This window comes from Rheinheimera sp. MM224, assembly GCF_947090785.1.
Classification (GTDB): Bacteria; Pseudomonadota; Gammaproteobacteria; order Enterobacterales; family Alteromonadaceae; genus Pararheinheimera.
On the sequence record NZ_OX352320.1, the window covers coordinates 2,367,435 to 2,387,868 of the forward strand.

Genomic DNA, 20,434 nt, shown 5'->3' on the forward strand with positions numbered 1-20,434 from the left:
TGACAATGATGAACACATCGTCAGCCGTCATAATTAACTGAATACAGCGGCTTTCAGCCATTGCCAGATAATTGCGCCAAAGGCTGCACCTATCATCACTGCACCGATAGCGGCCGAAGACGCTAAAAAGTCAGTTTGGAAGGTGGCAGCAGCAGCTGTTAAAGCGGCATCTACATCAGCAGAGGCAGGTAAAGCTGTTGCCAGACCCAGAGCTAAAAAAACGGCTAATTTGGTACTTAATTTATTCATAGTGATATTCCTATCGTCTGTTAAAAATCATGCGCAGCGATTGCCGGATGGCCCACGCTGCAAAAAACGCCGTCACGACGTACGGCAGTAAATGGGCAAACTCAACCCACGTTAGAAACAAACGTGGGACTGACTCCACCCAAATCAGTGGCTCTGGACACGAACCGTTCACGGGTTGGACGGGACAGGCTTGGATCCAGTGCGCCATAATTAGCTAGCAACCTTCTGAGTTTTCTGTTCACTCAGGGTTGGGTACGACACACCGATGCACTTGAACGACATGCCTGATTTAGCGGTTTCCATTAAGCAATTCAGCGTGATTGGTTCGCCAAAAATGGCTTTACCCGTATCAGCAATTTGACGGGCCAGCTCTGTGTTTGGTGTACCGTCAGGATTCACACAGTTAATTTTAATAACGTGCGTGCCAACGAAGTTGTTACCGCTTGGGTTGCGTTTGTACTGAGGCTGGGTATCAGCAACTGTAACGCTGGCCCATGTACCGCCATCATCCATCCAGCCGTAGCTGACATTGATGAAGGTTTTGGTCATCTGAATTGTTTCTTGTGAAAGTTCCATAAAAGTTCCTTAAGCGGCTTTGCCGCCGTTGATTAGTTGCAGTGGAAAACGTGAGTTCGGGGCGCGATACCAGTGCGGTGCGGACATATCCATCAGCGTGATTTCGCGTTGGTTCTTATAGGTTGGCAAGGCCGCACGGCTTGGGCAGTACGGGACAGAAATATCAATGCCAAGGGCTAGAAGTCGGGCTTTGTGCGTGTAGTAAGACGAGGACAGCTTTTTGTTCCTGTCCAAATGCACAAATGGTTCGCCGTTCAGCCATTGCTGGCACCACGCCTGAGTGGCGTAGGCCGCTTGGGGTGATTTGACGATACCTTTATCAATGAGTTGTTTAGCAATACTGTGAAATTCCACGGTAGCTACTCCTAATGTTTTCATCAGTTCTGAAAGGGTCGTTAACGTATGGTGTGAAGCTAAATGTTCCAGTGATACATAGCCGTAGTAACCAAGGTCGTAACGTTTGAGCTTGTCTGATTTAAAACTGTGTTCTTCCCGAATCACGCCGTTTTCTATGCAGAAATCAATGACTGACTGGTAGTAGTCGATGGTGTCATCGTCAGCGCCAGTCAGGTTCCGGTTTTTCTTGTCGAGCAGGTCTTGCGATTTAACGTAAAGCTTTGAGTAGTCCCAGCTGCTGCCACCGATTTTTTTGGTGGACCAATCGACTGTGCAGCCGTTGGGGTAAAGATGCGGTTTTTTGCCGTTTGGTAAGGCGAGGGTGGCTACACCACGCAAAAAGGCGAGTTCATTGCCCTTGCCAACACTGTGATTTTTGGTGATGTCTATCAGGGTAATTTGAGCGCCTGAATAGTGCTTTCTAACATTGCCTTTCGCATCACACTGGCCGATGGTGAAATCGCCTTTAGTGAATGGAGGCAGACCTAAAGACAGCAGAACGCGGTTATAAATAGCCACACATTCTTCGATACTGGTGAAGCCAATCAGGTTTTCTACTCGGGCGAAACGGCTTGGGTTTCCTTCAACACGAACTTTGTAACCGTCGCAGCTAATGCCCAGGCTCGTTGAATGACTAGCTTTAATGCGTTGCTGGAATACCTGCGGATTGTCAGAGGTTTCGCCTGTGATTAAGTCGACAACAAAGCGGGCTTTGTCACCGAACATAGGCATTTTATCCGTATGAATCTGCTGGATATTCAATTTGTCTACAAACCAAGTCATTCAGCGCTCCAGTTCCAGCAACCATGAACAGCCCCGCAGTACCAATCAGCAGGCTTGCCTGTGAGTGTCAGCGGGTCGTGGCAGGTGGTCGGGGTTTCAAAGTTGTCTGATTTACCGCAAGTGCGGCACCAGTATTGTTTTGGCTCTACAACCTGAAAGACGACTGTTAAGTCGCTCTGGACATAGAGTTCTTTAGCGATGGATTTGGCCGCCAGTTGGTTTTGGCGACGGCAAACTTTAATAGGTGGCAGTTGTGGCCGGACGGCTAAAATCAGGAAATCCGGCATAAGCCCTCCGAATAACCAAGGGCCAGACAGGTAAAGTCACCGATTACGATAAGACCGACAGCGACAACTATAAAAACGGTCAGAGCAACTGAGAGAGACAAAAAAAGTTGGCATAGAGACAATAGAGCCTCTTTCAGCTGGTTATAGCTTTTCATGCCGCATTCCTTCTGGATGAACGTTTGCGGCAGGCTGTATTGTGGTACTGAGCTTTTCCGGTAACGACACGGCCACAACCACAAGAACAGTTCCGGAGAGTCACAGTTTGTTGCGACCGGTTAGTCACAGTTTTGTGTCCTGGGACAGTCACAGGAAAATTCACCTGGTCTGTCACGGATAAATCAGCCGGCAGAGTCACACCGTACACAGACTGATTAATCAGGTTGGCAAGAACAGAGCCTAAAACCAGAGGAACACCGTTACCGACAGCGCGTTTTTTGCCGTCGACGTTGAAACTAGGTAAGTCAAAATCAGCAGGTAAGCCTTGGCAGTATTTGAGTTGGTCAAAGCTGCGGTCATCAGATGCAGTTGCACAGCCAGTTTCAGCAGAGCGGCCAACCTGATAGGGCGGATTTAACAGCGTAATGCCATCGGCGTGACCAAACTGAAAATGACGTAAGCGACTTACATCAGAGAACCATGCCTGATTCAATTCAAAACGCTGCCAGCTGTAGCGGTCAATTAATAGGTTTGGAACTCTGGCCACGTTTTCAAGCAGAAACCACTGAGGCTGCGCTTCTTGAACAATGCGGGTGTAGTGATACAGCATTTCACGGCCATAGCCTGTCGGTGCTTCACGGCGTAAGCCTGAAAATTCCTGACAAGGTGAGCCTCCAATGATTCCGGCAAAAACGCCAGCAGGTACGTGAAAATGACGTATGTCCTGACCTAACAGTAAGTCAGGGCCGCGAACAACAGAAAAGCCAAGGGCTTCAAATGGTTTTGAAAAGAGGTCAATGCCAGGAAACAAAGACAGGATTAAACGGCTAGCTGGTACAGGTTTTGGCGCCAGCTGGGTCACAGGTAAGCTATCCAGGAAAGTCACAGTTTAGCTCCCTGGTTAGTCACACTTTGTTCTACTGGAGTGTTTCTAACGTAAAAACCAGCCTCGTTTTTGGTGTACTTGGTGCAAATACACTGGCCGTTATCGTCGAAAATGCACAAGCAGTTAAGGCAGAAGTCTTTCGGATAGTCGTTAGGGTTTCTGTCCAGTATGGTCAGTTGGCCGTTGATTAGTGTGGTTATCATAGCGTCCATGCCTCCAGCTTATTGAGCTTGGTGAGGCTGTAAGCCTGATGGAGACAAGAAAACTTTCTCGCGGTCAGCATCTAAGCCGCACTGAGAGCAATTGACGTTGTAAAAAGGGTCATCAGGGTCGCACATAACAGCTGTTGCACTGTGATAATCACAGGCTGGGCAATAAACGTTTAATTCTGGGCGAGCCTCAGCAACAGATGAAACAGCGGGAACCGAGTCAGTGTGTTGCTGCTGAGACTCTAAAAGGTAAGTTCTGGGAGTGCACAACCAACGGAGTGACTGGAGTGTCATTCCTGTTCCAAGCTTTGCATAGATTTTCTTAATCATAGGTTCCCGCCTTGGTGAAAAAAGTCAACTTGTCGTTACTGACAATTATTCTGATCCTAGAAATTCACCTTGTCAAGCAAGACAAGTTTTGAGGTGTTAGAATCAGTTAAAATTCAAGAGGCTAGGCACATGGCAGAAAACTACAGCTACTCGCTTATAGAGACGTTCAAAGCGAAAAAAGGAATTACAAAAAATCGTGATGTCGTGGATCTGATTGAAGGAATGAACGAAGGGAATTTGAGTAACATCAAATCAGGTAACAGACACCTGACACCTGAACAAGGTTTGTTTATTGCAGAACAATGCGGTTTAGATATTGGTGAAGTGCTTGTCAAACTAGACATAGAGCGCAGTAAAAACCCAGCAGTACAGGAAGCGTTAACACAGTTCCTAAAGAGGATAGCCACGGCAGTGGCAGTGGTCAGCCTGACACTAGGGCTGATGATGGCTCCTCAGAACCATGATGCTGCCGCATCAGTCTAATATTCAATTTAACATAATAATCATTATGTGACACTTAGTATATTGAAGGTAAAGGGGGTATCTCCATATTTATCAATCAGATATCTGATATTCGCATGGCTGTTGTTCTGCTGCTTATATGCTATTACTTCCAATATAAACCTCTATTTGCAGCGTTAAACTCGTTGATTAGAACACGTGCCTAAGCTAAACAGGAAAACCATACACATCAACGTATATGGTTTTCATATCAAGATGAAGATTAATTGCGTGAAATCAGCTTTATACCATCGTCATAACATTCAGTTGTTTTGCCTGAATCCGATATCACCTGGATATGATCAAAACCACCGGCTGGCGCTGACTTTTCCAGCAAGTCGGTAAAATCATCGGCTATGTCGCTGATTTCATCACCTTTTTGCTCTAAAGCTGCGAAATGTGGTCTGTGGCGTTCTGTTATTTCCTGAATTTCATCGGCTAATTTTTGCTGCTCAGCCATTTTGACTTTATCGATACGAATACTGTGTTCATCTTCCTGATGCACAAGATCTGAAAGCTCAGCCATACGTTCACTGTGTTGCTCCATTTCTGCTTCAAAAGCTTTTAAAGGCAAATGTAGCTCTTCCATTTGTTGCTCGACAGCTTCTAAGCGTTGGTAAGCAGCAAATTCATCTGTGGTCATAGCGCGCTGCTGTATAACTTTACAGTTTTTAATAAAAGCAATTTGCTGCGGTGCTGCGGTAACGCTTGCCGATGCGGTTTCAGCCTGAGCTGTACAGCCAGCAGTGATTGCAATAGCGACGGATAACAAAGTGAAGGTCAAAGATTTTTGGAATTTCATAACAGGCTCCTATGGTTCAGTTATTAGTAAGTCGGAGCTGGTGAAGAAATAGTTGGAGGGAAAAACAAAAAAAGTTGGTTTAATCGCTAAGGTATTGATTAAACCAACTTTTTATTTAGCTTCTTTATACTGTAATCATAGAAAACTTAATGGCAGATTTTAATGACCACTTACGCGCTTATATTCGCGGTATTCTGGTTTCCAGAAATTGCGTTCAATTTTTTGCAGTAATTCTTCGTCACTAATTTCCAAAGCCAAGCCTTGCTTTTGAGCAACTTTAGCCACTTCAAAGGCGATTTTTTTACTTAGCTCAGACAGTTCAGACAAAGCCGGCAGTATAGATCCCTGCCCTGTGTTGGCTAATGGCGACGCTGCAGCTAAAGTTTCGCTGGCGATCCGTAACATATCATCGCTGATACGGCTGGCTTTCACTGCAACCACACCTAAACCAATGCCTGGGAAAATATACGAGTTATTACACTGCGCGATATGGTAAGTCTGACCCTTGTGAATCACAGGCTTAAACGGACTGCCGGTGGCGATAATCACTTTACCATCTGTCCACTTAATCACTTGTTCAGGCGTTGCTTCCACTTGTTTCGACGGGTTGCTCAACGGGAAAATAATTGGCAGTTCACAGTGTTTTTTCATCGCGGTGATCACTTGTTCAGTGAACAAGCCTGGCTGGCCAGAAACACCAATTAAGATATCTGGTTTAGCGCAATTCATCACATCCAATAAAGAAGCGTATTCACCACTGTAAGCCCAGTCTGCTAAGTCTGATTTTTTCTGCATCAGAGCTTCCTGGAAATCACGTAAATCCGCCATGCCTTCGGTTAACAGACCAAAACGGTCAACCATATAGACTTGTTTCCGCGCAGTCGCATCATCCAGTCCTTCGGTTTTCATTTGGCTGATGATTTGTTCTGCAATACCACAACCAGCTGAGCCTGCGCCGACAAAGACTACTTTTTGTGAAGATAACTTCATGCCTTTACTGCGACAAGCGGCCAACAATGAGCCTACAGTGACAGCAGCTGTGCCCTGAATATCATCGTTAAAGCAGCAATGCTCATCACGGTAACGTTTTAAAATTGGCATCGCATTTGGCTGAGCAAAGTCTTCAAACTGCACTAAAGCCTCAGGCCAACGGCGTTTTACGGCTTTCATAAACTGATCAATAAAAGCATCGTACTCTTCGCCGGTAATACGCTTATGTTTAGAACCCATATACACAGGGTCATTCAGCAGTTTCTCGTTGTTGGTACCCACATCCAGCATCACAGGTAAGGTATAAGCCGGGCTGATACCACCGCAGGCTGTATATAAAGACAACTTACCGATAGAAATGCCCATACCGCCCACGCCCTGGTCACCTAAACCCAGTACACGTTCGCCGTCTGTGACTACTATGACTTTTACTTTCTTTTTGGTGACGCTGCGCAGTATGTCATCCATATGCTCACGTTCGCTGTAGGAGACAAAAATACCACGGGCGCTGCGGTAAATAGCCGAGAAACGCTCACAGGCGTCCCCTACTGTTGGCGTATAAATCACCGGGATCATTTCTTCCAAATGCTCTTTGACCAGACGATAAAACAAAGTTTCGTTTTTATCGTGAATAGCACGCAGATAAATATGTTTGTTGATTGGTTCAGCAAAGCTGGAGTACTGCATATATGCACGTGCCAGTTGCTGTTCAATAGTTTCATAGCGCGGAGGCAATAAACCAATCAGGTTAAAAGCGATACGTTCTTCTTTGGTGAAGGCGCTGCCTTTATTTAACAACGGAGTTTCTAATAAAGCTGGACCTGCGTAGGAGGTATAAAGAGGTTGTTTCGTACTCATGGGGATCTCTCAAAACAAGCCTGCTGGCTCAAATTGCTGCCGATCATAACAGGTCTGAATAAGGCGGCAACCTCACAAGGGTTAAACTGAAGGTAAATGGCGCTCATTTCATGCTGGTCAGACCTGAAAAGCGCCATTTTGTGCTTTATCTCTTGAATTTTGTCTCCAGAATGACCGAAGAATTCGTGCGCTCTACTCCATCAAGATTGCCAATTTCATCAAGAATATGACTCAATTGTTCAGTGCTTTGTGCCTGCACTACGGCAATTAAGTCATACTCGCCGCTGATGGCGTATAACTCAGAAATCTGGCTGATTTGCTTGAGCTCTACGTTGGTTTTCGTCGTTAGCTTTTGTCGTACTTTAATAGCAACATGGGCTGAAACCAACTGGCTTAAAAATGCACTGCCATATTCCAGTACATAACCTTTCACCACGCCACTTTGCTCAAGTCTGTGCAGACGGTTTTGTACCGTGCTACGCGATACATTTAAGGCTCTGGCCAGGTCTGAAATACTGGCTCTGGCATTACGGCGTAACATGCCCAGTAGTTTTTCGTCATCAGAACTTATCACTTTGCTTAATCACCTTATCAAAATGACAGAATTAACTGTAATATTGTTAATAATGCTACTGCATATTGGTAAGTCTGGCCAATATAATAAATGAAATTCCATAAATACCTCGCAAATTCGCTGTGAGGTATTCGAAAACACACAAATTTAATAAAAAGCACAGAGGCAGAACAACAATGCAAGTCAGTAGATCTTTATTCGACGAAGTGATGGTTCCTAACTACGCACCATCTGCAGTGATCCCGGTAAAAGGTCTGGGTTCAAGAGTCTGGGATCAGACAGGTCGCGAGTTTATTGACTTCGCAGGCGGCATCGCCGTGAACTGTTTAGGTCATTGCCACCCTGCTTTAGTCAGCGCACTAAAAGATCAGGCCGATAAGTTATGGCATTTATCTAACGTGATGACTAACGAGCCAGCCCTTATTCTGGCGCAAAAGCTGGTCAACGCCACCTTTGCTGAAAAAGTCTATTTTGCTAACTCGGGCGCTGAAGCTAACGAAGCAGCCTTAAAGCTGGCTCGTCGTTGGGCTAAAAATGAAGTGGGTGAACACAAAACCCAAATTATCGCCTTTAAACAAGGTTTCCACGGCCGTACTTTCTTCACCGTAACTGTAGGTGGCCAACCTGCCTATTCAGACGGTTTTGGCCCTAAACCTGCCGATATAGTGCATGCCGAATACAACAATCTGGCAAGTTTAGAAGCTCTGATTTCCGACAACACTTGTGCTGTGATGTTAGAACCACTGCAAGGTGAAGGCGGTATCATCACCCCAACTGCTGAATTTATCCAGGGTGTGGCTGCTTTATGTAAAAAGCACAATGCGCTGATGATATTTGATGAAGTGCAATCTGGTGTTGGCCGTACCGGTGAGTTATATGCCTATATGGGCTTAGGCGTAGTGCCTGACATTCTGACTACAGCTAAAGCTTTAGGTGGCGGTTTTCCTATAGGTGCTATGCTGACAACCACTGCTATCGCTAAACATTTGGTGGTGGGTACTCACGGTTCCACTTATGGTGGTAACCCGCTGGCTTGTGCTGTAGGTATTGCCGCTTTTGATACAGTAAATACGCCTGAAGTATTAAATGGCGTGAAACAGCGTGAACAGTTATTCCGTGAAGGTTTAAAGGCTATTAATGCTAAATACGATGTGTTCAGTGAAATTCGTGGCCAAGGCTTGTTAATAGGTGCGGCACTGAATGACAAGTATCAGGGCAAAGCCCGTGATTTTATGTTGGCAGCAGCTGATGAAGGCTTAATGATGTTAGTAGCAGGTTACAGCGTCATTCGTATGACACCTTCACTGGTTATTCCGGAAGCGGATATTGCCGAAGGTTTAAAACGTTTTGAAAAAGCCGTCGCTAAGATGGTACAGGCTTAAGCCTTGTTCAGGGAGCTGATTGAGCTCCCTGACTTTTGTCAAAAACGATTATAAAAACAAGAATTAAGCAGGAATACAGAATTTATGTTGTTGATCCGTCCTATCCGACAATCGGATTACCCAGTCCTGATGCAAATTGCTATTGAATCAGGTGCTGGTTTTACCTCTTTGCCGGTCAATGAGCAAAAATTGCAGGCGAAAATTGCCCGTTCTGAGCAAAGTTTCGCAACTGCCGTTGAGGCCATGGGCGATCAGGGCTATCTGTTCGTATTGGAAGATACCAGCACAGGTGAAATCGTCGGCACTTCAGGTATTGAAGCCTCAGTTGGCCTGGAAAACCCTCTGTATCATTTCCATAAAAGCACGGTAGTGCACCACTCCAAAGAGCTGGATGTATTTAAACAAGTTGAAGTGCTGACCATGTGTAACGACTACACAGGCGTCTCTGAGATTTGTACGCTGTTTTTACGCGAGCCTTATCGTCAGGGCTTAAACGGCCGCTTTTTATCCAAAGTCCGGTTTTTATTTATGGCCGAGCATCCTAAGCGTTTCTCAAAAATGGTGATCGCAGAAATGCGCGGCGTGGCTGATGATTCGGGTTTACCACCGTTTTGGAAATGGCTGCAGTCGTATTTCTTTAGCATCGACTTCCCTACGGCCGATTATATGATTGGTGTCGGCAACAAAGGTTTTATTGCTGATCTGATGCCACGCCACCCTATTTATGTCAACTTGTTGCCGGAATCTGCGCAGCAAGTCATAGGTGAAGTGCACGAAAACACCAAACCTGCTTTGGCGCTGTTAGAAAACGAAGGTTTTTTCCACCGTGGTTATATCGACTTATTTGACGGTGGCCCAACGGTTGAGTGCCAGTTAAAACAAATTAAATCAGTGCGCAACAGCCATAAGATTAAAGTGCTGGTGGCGCCTGTTGAAGGCAACGCCACCCTCTCTATTTGTAATACCCAGACCGCCAATTTCCGAGCTGTGTTTAGCAAAAATGCTGCACTGAATGACAATCACGAACTGGTGATCAGCCCTGAATTAGCTGAAGCTCTGATGGTTGCCAATGGCGATTTTGTGCGTTACCTCTCCTTAGAAAAGGCAGTGAAATGAACGAAGTGAATACAAAAGCACCTGCAAAAGCTGCAGTGCAGTTTATCGAAGGTCAATGGCAAGCCGGTTTTGGTTTAGCTTTTCAGTCTGTAAACCCTGCAACAGGTAAAACGATTTGGCAAGGCAACAGTGCTGATGAAGCTCAAGTGCATCAGGCCTTACTGGCCGCACGTCAGGCCTTTTATCGCTGGTCGGCGTTATCTCTTACAGAGCGCCTGGTTGTCATTGAAAAATTTGCGGCTTTACTGCAAGAAAACACTGAAACCATGGCTCGTACCATTGCCGAAGAAACCGGCAAAGCTTTATGGGAAAGCCGTACTGAAGTGGCTGCCATGATAGGCAAAATTGCTATATCCAAACGCGCGCATGAAGAACGTACCGGCACAGTAGAAAACCCTATGCCAGGTGCTAAGGCCTTTATCCGCCATAAACCTCATGGTGTAGTTGCAGTCTTTGGCCCTTATAACTTCCCGGGCCATTTGCCAAACGGTCATATAGTTCCTGCTCTGATTGCGGGTAATGTGGTGGTATTTAAGCCTTCTGAGCTGACACCTAAAGTGGCTGAATACACAGTTCAGTTATGGCAACAGGCAGGTTTACCAGCAGGTGTACTGACCTTACTACAAGGTGAAGTAGCGACAGGTAAAGCCTTAGCTGCACATCCTCAGTTAGATGGCTTATTTTTCACTGGCAGCTCTGGAACTGGACATTACCTGCATCAGCAGTTTGCTGGTCAGCCAGGTAAGATTCTGGCGCTGGAAATGGGTGGTAATAACCCGCTGATCGTCAAAGATGTGGCCAATGTAAAAGCCGCTGTGCATGACATTATTCAGTCGGCTTTTATCAGCTCTGGCCAGCGCTGCACCTGCGCACGTCGCTTATTTGTGCCAAATACGGCCAATGGGGATGCCATTTTGGCAGAGCTGCTGGCTGCCACTAAAAACATTCGTGTGGCCGACCCTTTTGCCACAGAACAACCTTTTTACGGCGCTATGATTTCTGCCAAAGCAGCCGAAGGTATGGCCAAAGCCCAGCAGCAGCTGGTGGATATGGGCGCAAAAATTTTAGTCGAACTCACTTTACCTGAAGCGCATGGTGCTTATGCCACGCCTGGTATTCTGGATGTGACAGGTGTAAACGGCATTCCGGACGAAGAACACTTTGGTCCACTGTTAAAAGTCTATCGTTACGATGATTTTGAGCTGGCTATCGCTGAAGCAAATAACAGTAAATACGGCTTATCTGCAGGTTTACTGGCCGATTCTGCTGAAGATTATCAGCTGTTTTTCCAGCAAATCCGCGCAGGTATCGTCAACTGGAACAAACCTATTACCGGAGCGTCCAGCGCCGCACCTTTTGGTGGTATTGGCGCCAGTGGCAACCACAGAGCCAGTGCTTATTACGCTGCCGATTATTGCGCTTACCCTGTCTCTTCAGTAGAAGCAGATCAGGTGGTGTTGCCAGCAACATTAAGTCCTGGATTAGTGCTGTAAAGCTGAACCAGATCAACATAATAAGCCGGCAGAGTGGCTACACTTACCGGCGTTAACACCATAATCAACAGAGCAGGACTCGTTATGCATACTGATGTAAAAGAACTGTTTAACCAACTTTGGGCTAACTACCTTGAAGTCACCCCTTCTGCAAAAAAAATTCACGCCATTTTGGGCTCGTCGCAACAGAACGATGTGATTAACGATCATATAGCTCTACGTACTTTTAATATCGAAAAAGTAGGACTGGAGAAACTGGCGGCGCACTTGTTGGCCTTAGGTTATACCGAAGGTGATGAATACCACTTTGAAGCGAAGAAGCTGTATGCCAAGCATTATGAGCATAAAGATCCAACGCTGCCAAAAGTCTTTATCTCAGAACTGCTGTTAGAGAAATGCTCCCCGGAGCTGCAAAGCATAGTGCGTAAACTGGTTGATCAAATTCCAGAATCTGCTGTTACTGCAGATAACTTCCTGTATTCAGGCCGCCACTGGACTATTGACCAGGCAAGCTACGAAACCTTATTAGCAGAAAGTGAATATGCTGCCTGGATGTCAGTCTGGGGTTACCGTGCTAACCACTTTACTGTCAGCGTCAATGCATTGAAGAACTATGAAACTCTGGAGTCGGTTAATCAGGCATTAAAAGATGCTGGTTTTCCGTTAAATACCTCAGGTGGCGAAATCAAAGGCACGCCAGAAGTATTACTGGAACAGTCTTCGACTCTGGCGGACGAAGCACCGGTGAAATTTACCGATGGCACACGTAATATTCCAAGTTGCTTCTACGAATTTGCCCGTCGTTACCCTATGGCGAACGGCCAGCTGTACGGCGGTTTTGTTGCAGCTTCTGCCGATAAAATTTTTGAAAGCACCAACGTGCGTTAATAGCTAAAAGTCTATTCTGACGACGAAAGGCTGGATAAATATCCGGCCTTTATTTTTGCCCAATAGACCCCAGCTGTTTCAGCCTGATAGCCCTTAGATAACTGATTCATAAAACCATGAGGATAAGGAACAAAGCTTTGTCTTAGGCTAGTTTTACCTGCTAAAGCATCCATCAGTTCCGACACCGAAAAATGCGTCTCTTCTGCAAATATCAATTCTGTTGGATAAAGCGGCTCTAGATGTGTCATCTGGCGAATTTGGCCGCCATAAAAACCAACACAAACCGCAATTGTTAAATGCTCTAAAACCAGATTCGCCCAGCAGGCTGCTGCACCAGCGCTAAAACCTACTAAAAATACCGGCTCTGTCTGAGCTTTAAGCAGCTTACCTAGTTTCTTGCTGTAGGCCTCAAATCCGCCATGCGCCAGAAAATACTGATAGGCTTCATTATCGTCGGTAAAAGATGGAGGCTGATGATCATAAGGTTGCACGCAAAGATAATCCAAACCTAGCTGGTCAAATTGCAAAAGCACTTCAGTCTGAGCGCCAAAAATATCAGTCACTATCACCAGTGGCATACACTATGTCCTTATCGAAACACATTCACCGGAAGTTTTAAATACACAGTGCCATTATCTTCTGCTGCAGGGAACTGCCCTGCCCGCACATTGACCTGCACCGACGGCAATATCAGCTTTGGCATGCTCAACGTTTTATCTCTGGTCGTGCGCATAGCGACAAAATCCGGTTCACTGGTGCCTTGTTTTAGATGGATGTTCTGCTTCTTTTGCGCCGCTATAGTGGTCTCACAAACAAACTCATCCCGGCCAGGAGCTTTGTAATCGTGGCATAAAAACATCCGGGTTTGATCCGGCAATTGATACAGCTTTTGCACTGAGCTATATAAGGTTGCCGCATCGCCGCCTGGGAAATCACAACGGGCCGAGCCATAATCAGGCATAAACAAAGTGTCGCCCACAAAAACTGTATCGCCTATGCAATAACTGACACAAGCCGGTGTATGACCGGGGGTATGCAGTACTGAGCAGCGGATAGTTCCCAGCATAAAGTCCTCGCCATCGGCGAATAATTTGTCAAAAGCTGAACCGTCAGTTTTTAAATCTTTCAGGTTAAACACCTGACTAAACAGCTGCTGTACTTCGGTAATACGTGAACCTATCGCAATACGCCCACCTAGTTGTCGCTTCAGAAAAGGCGCAGCAGACAGGTGATCGGCGTGCACATGGGTTTCCAATAACCACTGCACTGTCAGGTTATGCTCTTTCACCTTAGCCATGATCTGCTCTGCAGAACTTGTATGGGTGGAACCAGAAGCTGCATCAAAATCCAGTACCGGATCGATCACGGCGGCCTCTTTACTCAGCGGATCCCACACCAGATAACTGTAGGTAAAGCTTTGAGACTCAAAAAACGCATGGACAACAGGCTGCTGCATAAATCACCGCTACTGGTGGACTGAACAAATGATGGCTTATCTTAGCAAAGCTTTTTCATTCCAGAAAGATATAAGCTTATTCCTTAAAGTTTATCTGGTGGGTATTAATCAGCCATCCAGACCTCTTGCTACCAGTTTGTCATAATTCTGCAATCAGCGAGCTCTACTCTGCTTTGGCCTGAAACTTAGTGGAGATAGGAGTTGTATGAATATCGCCAGAAAATTGACCTTGGGAGCTGGTGTACTGACCGTGATGGCAGTTATTTTATCTGCCAGTACCAGTGGCCTGCTCGCCTTAAAAGACAGCTCCGACGCTGTGCATCAAAGTGCAGAACAACAATTTCAGGCTCTTGCCGCAAGCCGCCATACCATGCTGCAAACCCAACTCGACAGCCAGCAGCAACTGCTCAATGTACTGGCTCATAATCGTCTGACCCAAGAGGCGATTTACAGCTTTAAAAACCCCTTTGTCTCTTACCGTTATGAAGTATCAGCCCCTAATCTTGACAATCTGAAGCAGCAGATGGGCGACTGGTACAAAACCAAATACCAGCCCTACTTCCAGAATCAAACTCAGGGCTTATCAGTCAATACCAGCCAATGGCTTGAGAAATCCAAATTTGAAACCCTGTTACTGCAAAAGTTTTATGTGGCTGAAAATCCCCAGCCTTTAGGTAAACAGCAATTGCTGGATGATCGCAGTGATGGCTCTGTTTATGGTCAGCAGCACAAAAAATACCACAGCAGCTTTAAAGAAATAGTCGATCGTTATGGCTTTCAGGACTTAATGCTGGTAGATGCTAATAGCCTCGACGTTTTGTATAACGTCAATAAAGGGCCGGTTTTTGCCAGCAATTTACAAAATGGCGCTTTTGCCGACACTGAACTGGCAATGTTAGCCAAAACCTTAAAACAGAAACCTAAAGCTGGTTTACAGATCTCGGCGATCAGCGCATTTAATGGCTTTTTCCAGCAGCAGGTACTGTTTTTTGGCGTGCCTGTATTTCATCCAAATAGCAGCGAAACTCCGGTCGGCTTCTTAATAGCTCAGTATCCGGTTAGTCGTTTCACAGATTTGATGACCGGAAATCAAAAGTGGCAAGACCTGGGTTTAGGTCAGACCGGTGATTTATATCTGGTGGATCAAGAGCAAACACTAGTCACTGAATTACGGCCCTATTTAACAGATAAAGCCAGCTTTGCTGCAGAGTATCCAGAGTTTAAAGCCGGCCCTTATGGTTTAGGTGGTCACACCAAGCTGCAACTACCGCAGATTAAAGACGCCTTAGCGGGCAAATCAGGTGTGGCTGAAGCCGAAGATTACCGTGGCATAGAGTCGCTGATCAGCTGGCGTCCTCTGCAAATAGGCCAACAACAGTATGCTCTTATTGTGCAGCAGGAATTATCAGAAAGTATGGAGGCTGTCAGTACCATTCGCACTAACCTGATTTTAAGCACTCTGTTGGCTGTATTGATTTTAGGTGTGGTGGTCGTACTGCTGGTGTATTTGTTAGCCCAACGTTTTGCCAAACCTATGCTGACTTTGCATCAAAGCATTGAACATTCAGCACAATCCCACGATTTAACTGTGCGTTTTGATTTGAATACCAAAGACGAGTTATCAGCTATTGGCTCAGCGCTGAATAAGTTGTTTGGTTCCTTTTGTACCCTGGTGGCAAAACTAACCAGCACTTCAGAGCAAAGCGCCTCAGCAGCGACTCAGAATCTGCAAATCAGTCAGGAATGCAAAAACTCGGCTATGCAACAAGGTGCTGCTATCAGCCATTTACTGCAGCAATCACAAAGCCTGGATGTGCAGTTACAGCATTCAGCCGAGCAATTACGTAGTAGTGCAAATCAGGCGAATCATGCCAACCAACAAGCCGATTCAGGTTTCAAAGCTGTTGATCTGGTGGCAAGTTCCATGCGTCACCTGGCTGAACAAGTCAGCTCATCCAGCCATAGTATGGAAGAGCTACGTTCTGCTGCAACAGATATAGTCACAGTGCTGGATACCATCAAAGGGATTTCAGAACAAACCAACCTTTTGGCATTAAATGCCGCTATTGAAGCAGCCCGGGCCGGCGAGCATGGTCGTGGTTTTGCTGTAGTCGCAGATGAAGTACGGCGCTTATCAGGCAGCACCCGTCAGGCCACTATGGAAATTCAGCAGATGCTAAACCGCCTTATGAGCACAGTAGATGAAACGGCGCTGGATTTAGCCAAAGAGCGGCAAAGTGCTGAACTTTGTGTCACTGGCTCAGAGCAGGCACTGCATGCGTTAGGTGAAATTAAGCAGCTTATTGCACAAGTAAGTACAGCAACGTCTGGCATAGCTCAGGCTAGTGAGCAGCAATATCAGCAGAATCAGCAAATGCGCGACGAGCTGACCGCTGTGCAAGGTTTAGCGGCTCATACCGAACAAGCCATGACGGAGCTTAATATCACTGCAAAAGAGCAGGAAAAGCTGGCCATTGAACTACTTCACAACGCCAAAGCGTTCAAGGTATAAATGCCTCTTACAACAAAGCCCCTGATCAAGGGGCTTTTTTATTTTCAGCCCCAAAACCACCTACTTCAGTAGGTGGTTATCATCCAAAAGGCTTTGCCTGTAAAGACCTACTCATGCTAATTGCCGCTTTGATTTTTCGCAGAGTCAAAGAGGTAAAAAGCATGAGTAGATATCAGCAAGCATCGCATGTGTTCTGGCGGTGTCAATACCATATAGTCTGGACGCCGAAGTACAGATTCAGGATATTGAAAGATAATGTAGGCAAGGAGGTCTGGCGTTGTATTCAGGTATACAGTGCTCAGTTGGGTTGTGAAGTCGTAGAACTTAATGTGCAGATAGACCATGTGCATCTGGTGATAAAAGTCCCACCGAAGATATCAATATCGAAGTTAATGGGTGCATTGAAGGGAAAAATAGCGTTGAAATTGTTCAGTAAATTCCCGCATTTGAGAAAGAACAAGATGTGGGGTAATCGATTCTGGCAACGTGGTTATTTCGTAGATTCAGTGGGGATCAACGAGGATATAATTAGGCGCTATGTAAGACATCAGGAAAAAATGGAACGTCAGGAACAGGCGGAACTAGCACTGGACTAGACAAAAGGCCCCTTTGAGGGGCTTCACGCAAAGCCACCTTCTTCAGAAGGTGGATTCTTTACTACGCACGACAGGCTATGAACCACACAAACTGCAGTTAATCCTGCAATTCGTCTTCTGATTCTTCGTACGGGATTTTTTGCGCCAGTACTTTATCGACTCGTTTGCCGTCCATATCGACAATTTCCAAACGCCAGCCGGCAATTTCAACAATATCCGCCGTTTGCGGTATTTTACCCAGCTCATACATCAACAAGCCGTTTAAGGTCTGATAGCGCCCTTCTTCCTCGTCTTGCAGTTTTCGTATATCCAACGCATCTTTTAAATCAATAATTGGAATTAAACCATCGAGTAATAATGAGCCATCCTGACGACGGATCACCATCTGATCCCCTTCATCGTCCTGTGCAAACTCGCCGGTTAAAGCGTCCATCATATCCTGTAAGGTCACCATACCTTTCAGATCGCCATATTCGTCCACCACAAACACCATTTGCGAGCCACTGGTTCTGAAATGTTCCAACAGCGCCATACCAGACAAGCTATCCGGCACGTAATTACAAGGCTTCACCAGGGACGCGATATGGATTTCTTTACCTGATATGGATTGCGCCAGCAGCTGCTTGGCTGACACCACTCCTACAATATCGTCGACATTATTACGGCAGACAGGAAAACGTGAATGCGGAGCCTGCATCACCAGGCGTAAATTGTCTTCCAATGATTCGCTGACATCCAAAAACACTATGTCCGAACGTGGCACCATCAAAGAAGAAATAGAACGCTCATCCAGCCGAAACACGTTTTTTACCATCGCATGTTCGTTATGCTCAATCACGCCAGCAGATGAGCCTTCCTGCAGCATGGCCTGAATATCTTCGTGCGTGACATTGTCTTCCATCTGATGGTTAAAGCCCAATAACCGCATCAGGCTGTGGGTAGAACCCGATAACATCCAGACAAAAGGTTTAGTCACAATTGCCAATACCGTCATCGGCTTAGACACCAGACAAGCTATGGTTTCAGCACTGATTTGGCCAATACGTTTAGGCACCAGCTCGCCTATCACTATAGATACATAAGTGACGATAATAACCACCAGTACTGTAGATACCACGCTGGTGATCTCGGCGGAAATACCAAAACCCTGCAGCCAAAGAGACAAAGGCTCTGCCAGGATAGATTCACCAAAAATACCGTTTAAAATACCTATTGAAGTGATACCAATCTGAACTGTAGATAAAAACTGAGTCGGATCCTCTGCCAGCTTTAATGCCGCTTTAGCTGTGCTGCTGCCCCCATGGGCCATTGCAGTTAAGCGGGATTTCCGTGCTGTGACTATGGCGATTTCTGACATGGCAAACAAACCATTCAGCACAATCAAACCCACGAGAATAAAAATTTCCATAAATCAGTATTAAACTCCGGTTATTTCATGAGTGGATCCAGCCGCTATAACGCTGCGAGACCGACTGGACATCGGACTTATCTTAGTGATTTGCCCATGGTAGTAAAGCAACTTTTAGGTTTTGCCTGATCACACCAAAGATAAGGATCACTAAAAAGCAAAACGGCCCTGCAGTAAACCGCAGAGCCGCTGTATTTAAAACTTAATAAAGAGCTATTTAGTTAGCCTTCAAAAGACCGGCTTTGCAGCGCATGAATACGTTTATCCAGTGGCGGATGGCTCATAAAAAGCTCTGAAGCTGCAGGTTTAGTTGCCAAACCAAAAGCTGTCATTGAGCCCTGTAACTGGCTTTCATGATTGCCTTTTAAACGTTGTAACGCAGCCACCATATTATTCGCACCTACTAAACGGGCGGCACCAGCGTCTGCCTTGTATTCACGCTGACGGGAGAACCACATCACAATAATACTCGCCAGCACACCAAAGATCATTTCCAGCACAAACACAGTGATCATATAACTCAATCCACCGCCCTGACTTTCTTCTTCATCACTGGAGCGAAAGAAGTTATCAATAAAACCAGCCACAATCCGGGCAAAGAAAATAACAAAGGTATTCACAACACCCTGAATAAGCGTCAGCGTCACCATATCGCCGTTGGCTACGTGTGATACTTCATGGGCTAATACGGCTTCAGCTTCCTGCTGCGTCATTGCATGTAATAAACCTGTACTAACAGCCACCAGCGCATTATTACGGCTCATGCCTGTGGCAAAAGCGTTGATTTCAGGAGAGTCATAAATCGCCACTTCCGGCATACCAATACCAGCTTGCTTTGCCTGGCGCTGCACAGTGCTGACCAGCCAGTGTTCAGTCGCGTTTGAAGGTTCTGTGATCACCACAGCGCCGGTTGAACGTTTTGCCATCCACTTGGACATAGCTAAAGAGATAAATGAGCCACCAAAACCAAAAACAGCGGCGAATATCAGCAAGCCACCCATGCTACGGTTATCAATACCAAAGACTTTAAACACAATACTTAAAACGATACTCAGCACTAACATCACAGCTAAGTTCGTGATTAAAAATAGCACTATACGTTTCATAACAACCTCTGTAATTCAGGAAACCAACCAGGTTCAAAACGCCTGTTGCTAAAAAAGCCCCTGTTTCATTGCTGTAACAGGGGCAAAGGGCGGATTAATCACCACAACAAGTACGTATTGGTTCTGCCCAACCCAACAGCAGCTTCTCGCCTCTCTATCGGGTTATTCAGGGAACGTGGTGATAATAAGCTGGATACACATGTAAGGTAAAATCGAATATAACTTCCTAATTGACAGTTTATAACTGACAACCAGCTTTGAATCATAGAAGCTAAACGGGCCTTAATAAAAAAGCCTGTCGGGAGTCAACCGGACAGGCTTTTGTTTGATCTGAAAGTCGGGAAATCTACAGAGAATTAACCCAATAAACTTCTAAGCATCCAGGCATTTTTTTCATGCACCTGCATACGCTGAGTTAATAAATCTAAAGTTGGTTCGTCTGAGGCTTTGTCAGCGACAGGTACTATGGCGCGCGCAGATTTTGCTAAAGCTTCCTGGCCTTTCACCAGATCTTTAATCATATCCTGAGCAGCCGGAATACCATCGGCTTCTTTAATGCTGGTGAGCTTGGCAAACTCTTTATAAGAACCCGGCGCAAATTCACCTAAAGCACGAATACGCTCAGCGATTAAATCTACCGCTAGCGACAGCTCAGTGTACTGAGTTTCAAATAAAACATGCAGCGTCTGAAACATAGGGCCAGTCACGTTCCAATGATAGTTATGTGTCTTCAGATACAGTGTATATGTATCAGCCAATAACACAGCTAAACCATCAGCAATGGCTTTACGATCATCATCTTCAATACCAATATTAATCTTCATAAGAAACTCCGTGTTGCGGCAAAGAATGCAAATACCCTATCACAATTCACGCCAGG

General features: G+C 45.7%; 20 protein-coding genes. 7 read left to right on the forward strand and 13 right to left on the reverse strand.

All coding sequences use genetic code 11. The features are described 5' to 3' along the window. Positions 1 to 33: 33 nt before the first annotated feature. The 5 genes from OM978_RS11155 to OM978_RS11175 form a co-directional block, all read right to left on the reverse strand. Positions 34 to 249: a hypothetical protein gene (locus OM978_RS11155; RefSeq protein ID WP_264342231.1), complete on the reverse strand. Its 216-nt coding sequence runs from the start codon at positions 247 to 249 to the stop codon at positions 34 to 36. A gap of 210 nt (positions 250 to 459) precedes the next feature. Beyond that, positions 460 to 825: a hypothetical protein gene (locus OM978_RS11160; RefSeq protein ID WP_264342232.1), complete on the reverse strand. Its 366-nt coding sequence runs from the start codon at positions 823 to 825 to the stop codon at positions 460 to 462. A 9-nt stretch (positions 826 to 834) separates the two neighbouring features. Further along, on the reverse strand, positions 835 to 2,004 hold the full coding sequence (locus OM978_RS11165; RefSeq protein WP_264342233.1) for a phage/plasmid replication protein: 1,170 nt from the start codon (positions 2,002 to 2,004) through the stop codon (positions 835 to 837). Continuing rightward, complete coding sequence (locus OM978_RS11170) at positions 2,001 to 2,291, reverse strand: hypothetical protein (RefSeq protein WP_264342235.1); 291 nt, start codon at positions 2,289 to 2,291, stop codon at positions 2,001 to 2,003. The genes OM978_RS11165 and OM978_RS11170 overlap by 4 nt, the downstream gene beginning before the upstream one ends. A 151-nt stretch (positions 2,292 to 2,442) precedes the next feature. Beyond that, complete coding sequence (locus OM978_RS11175; protein ID WP_264342236.1) at positions 2,443 to 3,333, reverse strand: DNA cytosine methyltransferase; 891 nt, start codon at positions 3,331 to 3,333, stop codon at positions 2,443 to 2,445. Positions 3,334 to 4,001: 668 nt separating this feature from the next. On the opposite strand from OM978_RS11175, the gene OM978_RS11180 reads away from it, so the two are divergent. Continuing rightward, a complete protein-coding gene (locus OM978_RS11180) occupies positions 4,002 to 4,355 on the forward strand; it encodes a hypothetical protein (protein WP_264342237.1) in 354 nt (117 codons plus the stop codon). 241 nt (positions 4,356 to 4,596) lie between these two features. On the opposite strand, the gene OM978_RS11185 is transcribed toward OM978_RS11180, so the two are convergent. The 3 genes from OM978_RS11185 to OM978_RS11195 all read right to left on the reverse strand — a co-directional run bounded on the left by OM978_RS11185 (position 4,597) and on the right by OM978_RS11195 (position 7,597). Next, positions 4,597 to 5,175 (reverse strand): hypothetical protein, encoded by a 579-nt coding sequence (locus OM978_RS11185; protein ID WP_264342238.1) that lies wholly within the window; start codon positions 5,173 to 5,175, stop codon positions 4,597 to 4,599. Between the two features lie 159 nt (positions 5,176 to 5,334). Beyond that, positions 5,335 to 7,023, reverse strand: coding sequence for an NAD-dependent malic enzyme (locus OM978_RS11190; RefSeq protein ID WP_264342239.1), 1,689 nt, complete (start codon positions 7,021 to 7,023; stop codon positions 5,335 to 5,337). A gap of 145 nt (positions 7,024 to 7,168) precedes the next feature. Further along, complete coding sequence (locus tag OM978_RS11195) at positions 7,169 to 7,597, reverse strand: Lrp/AsnC family transcriptional regulator (RefSeq protein ID WP_233081740.1); 429 nt, start codon at positions 7,595 to 7,597, stop codon at positions 7,169 to 7,171. A 176-nt stretch (positions 7,598 to 7,773) separates the two neighbouring features. Between OM978_RS11195 and OM978_RS11200 the strand changes: the two genes are divergently transcribed. The 4 genes from OM978_RS11200 (at position 7,774) to OM978_RS11215 (ending at position 12,476) form a co-directional block, all read left to right on the forward strand. After that, entirely contained in the window at positions 7,774 to 8,979 is a 1,206-nt protein-coding gene (locus tag OM978_RS11200; RefSeq protein ID WP_264342242.1) for an aspartate aminotransferase family protein, read from the forward strand. A gap of 84 nt (positions 8,980 to 9,063) precedes the next feature. Then, complete coding sequence (gene astA / locus OM978_RS11205) at positions 9,064 to 10,095, forward strand: arginine N-succinyltransferase (protein WP_264342244.1); 1,032 nt, start codon at positions 9,064 to 9,066, stop codon at positions 10,093 to 10,095. Then, positions 10,092 to 11,588: a succinylglutamate-semialdehyde dehydrogenase gene (astD, locus tag OM978_RS11210; protein ID WP_264342246.1), complete on the forward strand. Its 1,497-nt coding sequence runs from the start codon at positions 10,092 to 10,094 to the stop codon at positions 11,586 to 11,588. The genes astA and astD overlap by 4 nt, the downstream gene beginning before the upstream one ends. Positions 11,589 to 11,672: 84 nt before the next feature. Continuing rightward, complete coding sequence (locus tag OM978_RS11215; protein ID WP_264342247.1) at positions 11,673 to 12,476, forward strand: DUF1338 domain-containing protein; 804 nt, start codon at positions 11,673 to 11,675, stop codon at positions 12,474 to 12,476. Positions 12,477 to 12,487: 11 nt separating this feature from the next. Here OM978_RS11215 and OM978_RS11220 read toward each other — a convergent pair whose 3' ends face one another. Together OM978_RS11220 and OM978_RS11225 are read right to left on the reverse strand one after the other, a co-directional pair. After that, positions 12,488 to 13,054, reverse strand: a complete 567-nt coding sequence (locus OM978_RS11220; RefSeq protein WP_264342248.1) for a dienelactone hydrolase family protein — start codon at positions 13,052 to 13,054, stop codon at positions 12,488 to 12,490. 11 nt (positions 13,055 to 13,065) lie between these two features. Then, positions 13,066 to 13,932 carry an MBL fold metallo-hydrolase gene (locus tag OM978_RS11225; protein WP_264342250.1) on the reverse strand — a complete coding sequence of 289 codons (867 nt, stop codon included), beginning with the start codon at positions 13,930 to 13,932 and terminating at the stop codon, positions 13,066 to 13,068. 205 nt (positions 13,933 to 14,137) lie between these two features. Here OM978_RS11225 and OM978_RS11230 point away from each other — a divergent pair, with 205 nt between their 5' ends. Continuing rightward, positions 14,138 to 16,444 (forward strand): methyl-accepting chemotaxis protein, encoded by a 2,307-nt coding sequence (locus OM978_RS11230; RefSeq protein WP_264342252.1) that lies wholly within the window; start codon positions 14,138 to 14,140, stop codon positions 16,442 to 16,444. Between the two features lie 161 nt (positions 16,445 to 16,605). Continuing rightward, complete coding sequence (gene tnpA / locus OM978_RS11235; RefSeq protein WP_147904810.1) at positions 16,606 to 17,040, forward strand: IS200/IS605 family transposase; 435 nt, start codon at positions 16,606 to 16,608, stop codon at positions 17,038 to 17,040. A gap of 97 nt (positions 17,041 to 17,137) precedes the next feature. Here tnpA and OM978_RS11240 read toward each other — a convergent pair whose 3' ends face one another. The 3 genes from OM978_RS11240 to OM978_RS11250 form a co-directional block, all read right to left on the reverse strand. Further along, a complete protein-coding gene (locus OM978_RS11240) occupies positions 17,138 to 18,448 on the reverse strand; it encodes a hemolysin family protein (protein WP_264342257.1) in 1,311 nt (436 codons plus the stop codon). 221 nt (positions 18,449 to 18,669) lie between these two features. Then, positions 18,670 to 19,554, reverse strand: a complete 885-nt coding sequence (gene htpX / locus OM978_RS11245; protein ID WP_233007205.1) for a protease HtpX — start codon at positions 19,552 to 19,554, stop codon at positions 18,670 to 18,672. 356 nt (positions 19,555 to 19,910) lie between these two features. After that, the gene (locus tag OM978_RS11250) at positions 19,911 to 20,378 is read right to left on the reverse strand and encodes a Dps family protein (RefSeq protein ID WP_053425867.1); all 468 of its coding nucleotides are present in this window, start codon (positions 20,376 to 20,378) and stop codon (positions 19,911 to 19,913) included. Between the last annotated feature and the right edge of the window lie 56 nt (positions 20,379 to 20,434).

Bases quoted from the DNA above. Each gene is read 5' to 3' on its own strand.
- astD (WP_264342246.1), top strand. From the start codon at position 10,092: ATGAACGAAGTGAATACAAAAGCACCTGCAAAAGCTGCAGTGCAGTTT.
- OM978_RS11165 (WP_264342233.1), bottom strand. From the start codon at position 2,004: ATGACTTGGTTTGTAGACAAATTGAATATCCAGCAGATTCATACGGAT.
- astA (WP_264342244.1), top strand. From the start codon at position 9,064: ATGTTGTTGATCCGTCCTATCCGACAATCGGATTACCCAGTCCTGATG.
- OM978_RS11185 (WP_264342238.1), bottom strand. From the start codon at position 5,175: ATGAAATTCCAAAAATCTTTGACCTTCACTTTGTTATCCGTCGCTATT.
- OM978_RS11220 (WP_264342248.1), bottom strand. From the start codon at position 13,054: ATGCCACTGGTGATAGTGACTGATATTTTTGGCGCTCAGACTGAAGTG.
- OM978_RS11170 (WP_264342235.1), bottom strand. From the start codon at position 2,291: ATGCCGGATTTCCTGATTTTAGCCGTCCGGCCACAACTGCCACCTATT.
- OM978_RS11190 (WP_264342239.1), bottom strand. From the start codon at position 7,023: ATGAGTACGAAACAACCTCTTTATACCTCCTACGCAGGTCCAGCTTTA.
- OM978_RS11180 (WP_264342237.1), top strand. From the start codon at position 4,002: ATGGCAGAAAACTACAGCTACTCGCTTATAGAGACGTTCAAAGCGAAA.
- OM978_RS11160 (WP_264342232.1), bottom strand. From the start codon at position 825: ATGGAACTTTCACAAGAAACAATTCAGATGACCAAAACCTTCATCAAT.
- OM978_RS11155 (WP_264342231.1), bottom strand. From the start codon at position 249: ATGAATAAATTAAGTACCAAATTAGCCGTTTTTTTAGCTCTGGGTCTG.
- OM978_RS11240 (WP_264342257.1), bottom strand. From the start codon at position 18,448: ATGGAAATTTTTATTCTCGTGGGTTTGATTGTGCTGAATGGTTTGTTT.
- htpX (WP_233007205.1), bottom strand. From the start codon at position 19,554: ATGAAACGTATAGTGCTATTTTTAATCACGAACTTAGCTGTGATGTTA.
- OM978_RS11230 (WP_264342252.1), top strand. From the start codon at position 14,138: ATGAATATCGCCAGAAAATTGACCTTGGGAGCTGGTGTACTGACCGTG.
- tnpA (WP_147904810.1), top strand. From the start codon at position 16,606: ATGAGTAGATATCAGCAAGCATCGCATGTGTTCTGGCGGTGTCAATAC.
- OM978_RS11200 (WP_264342242.1), top strand. From the start codon at position 7,774: ATGCAAGTCAGTAGATCTTTATTCGACGAAGTGATGGTTCCTAACTAC.
- OM978_RS11215 (WP_264342247.1), top strand. From the start codon at position 11,673: ATGCATACTGATGTAAAAGAACTGTTTAACCAACTTTGGGCTAACTAC.
- OM978_RS11250 (WP_053425867.1), bottom strand. From the start codon at position 20,378: ATGAAGATTAATATTGGTATTGAAGATGATGATCGTAAAGCCATTGCT.
- OM978_RS11225 (WP_264342250.1), bottom strand. From the start codon at position 13,932: ATGCAGCAGCCTGTTGTCCATGCGTTTTTTGAGTCTCAAAGCTTTACC.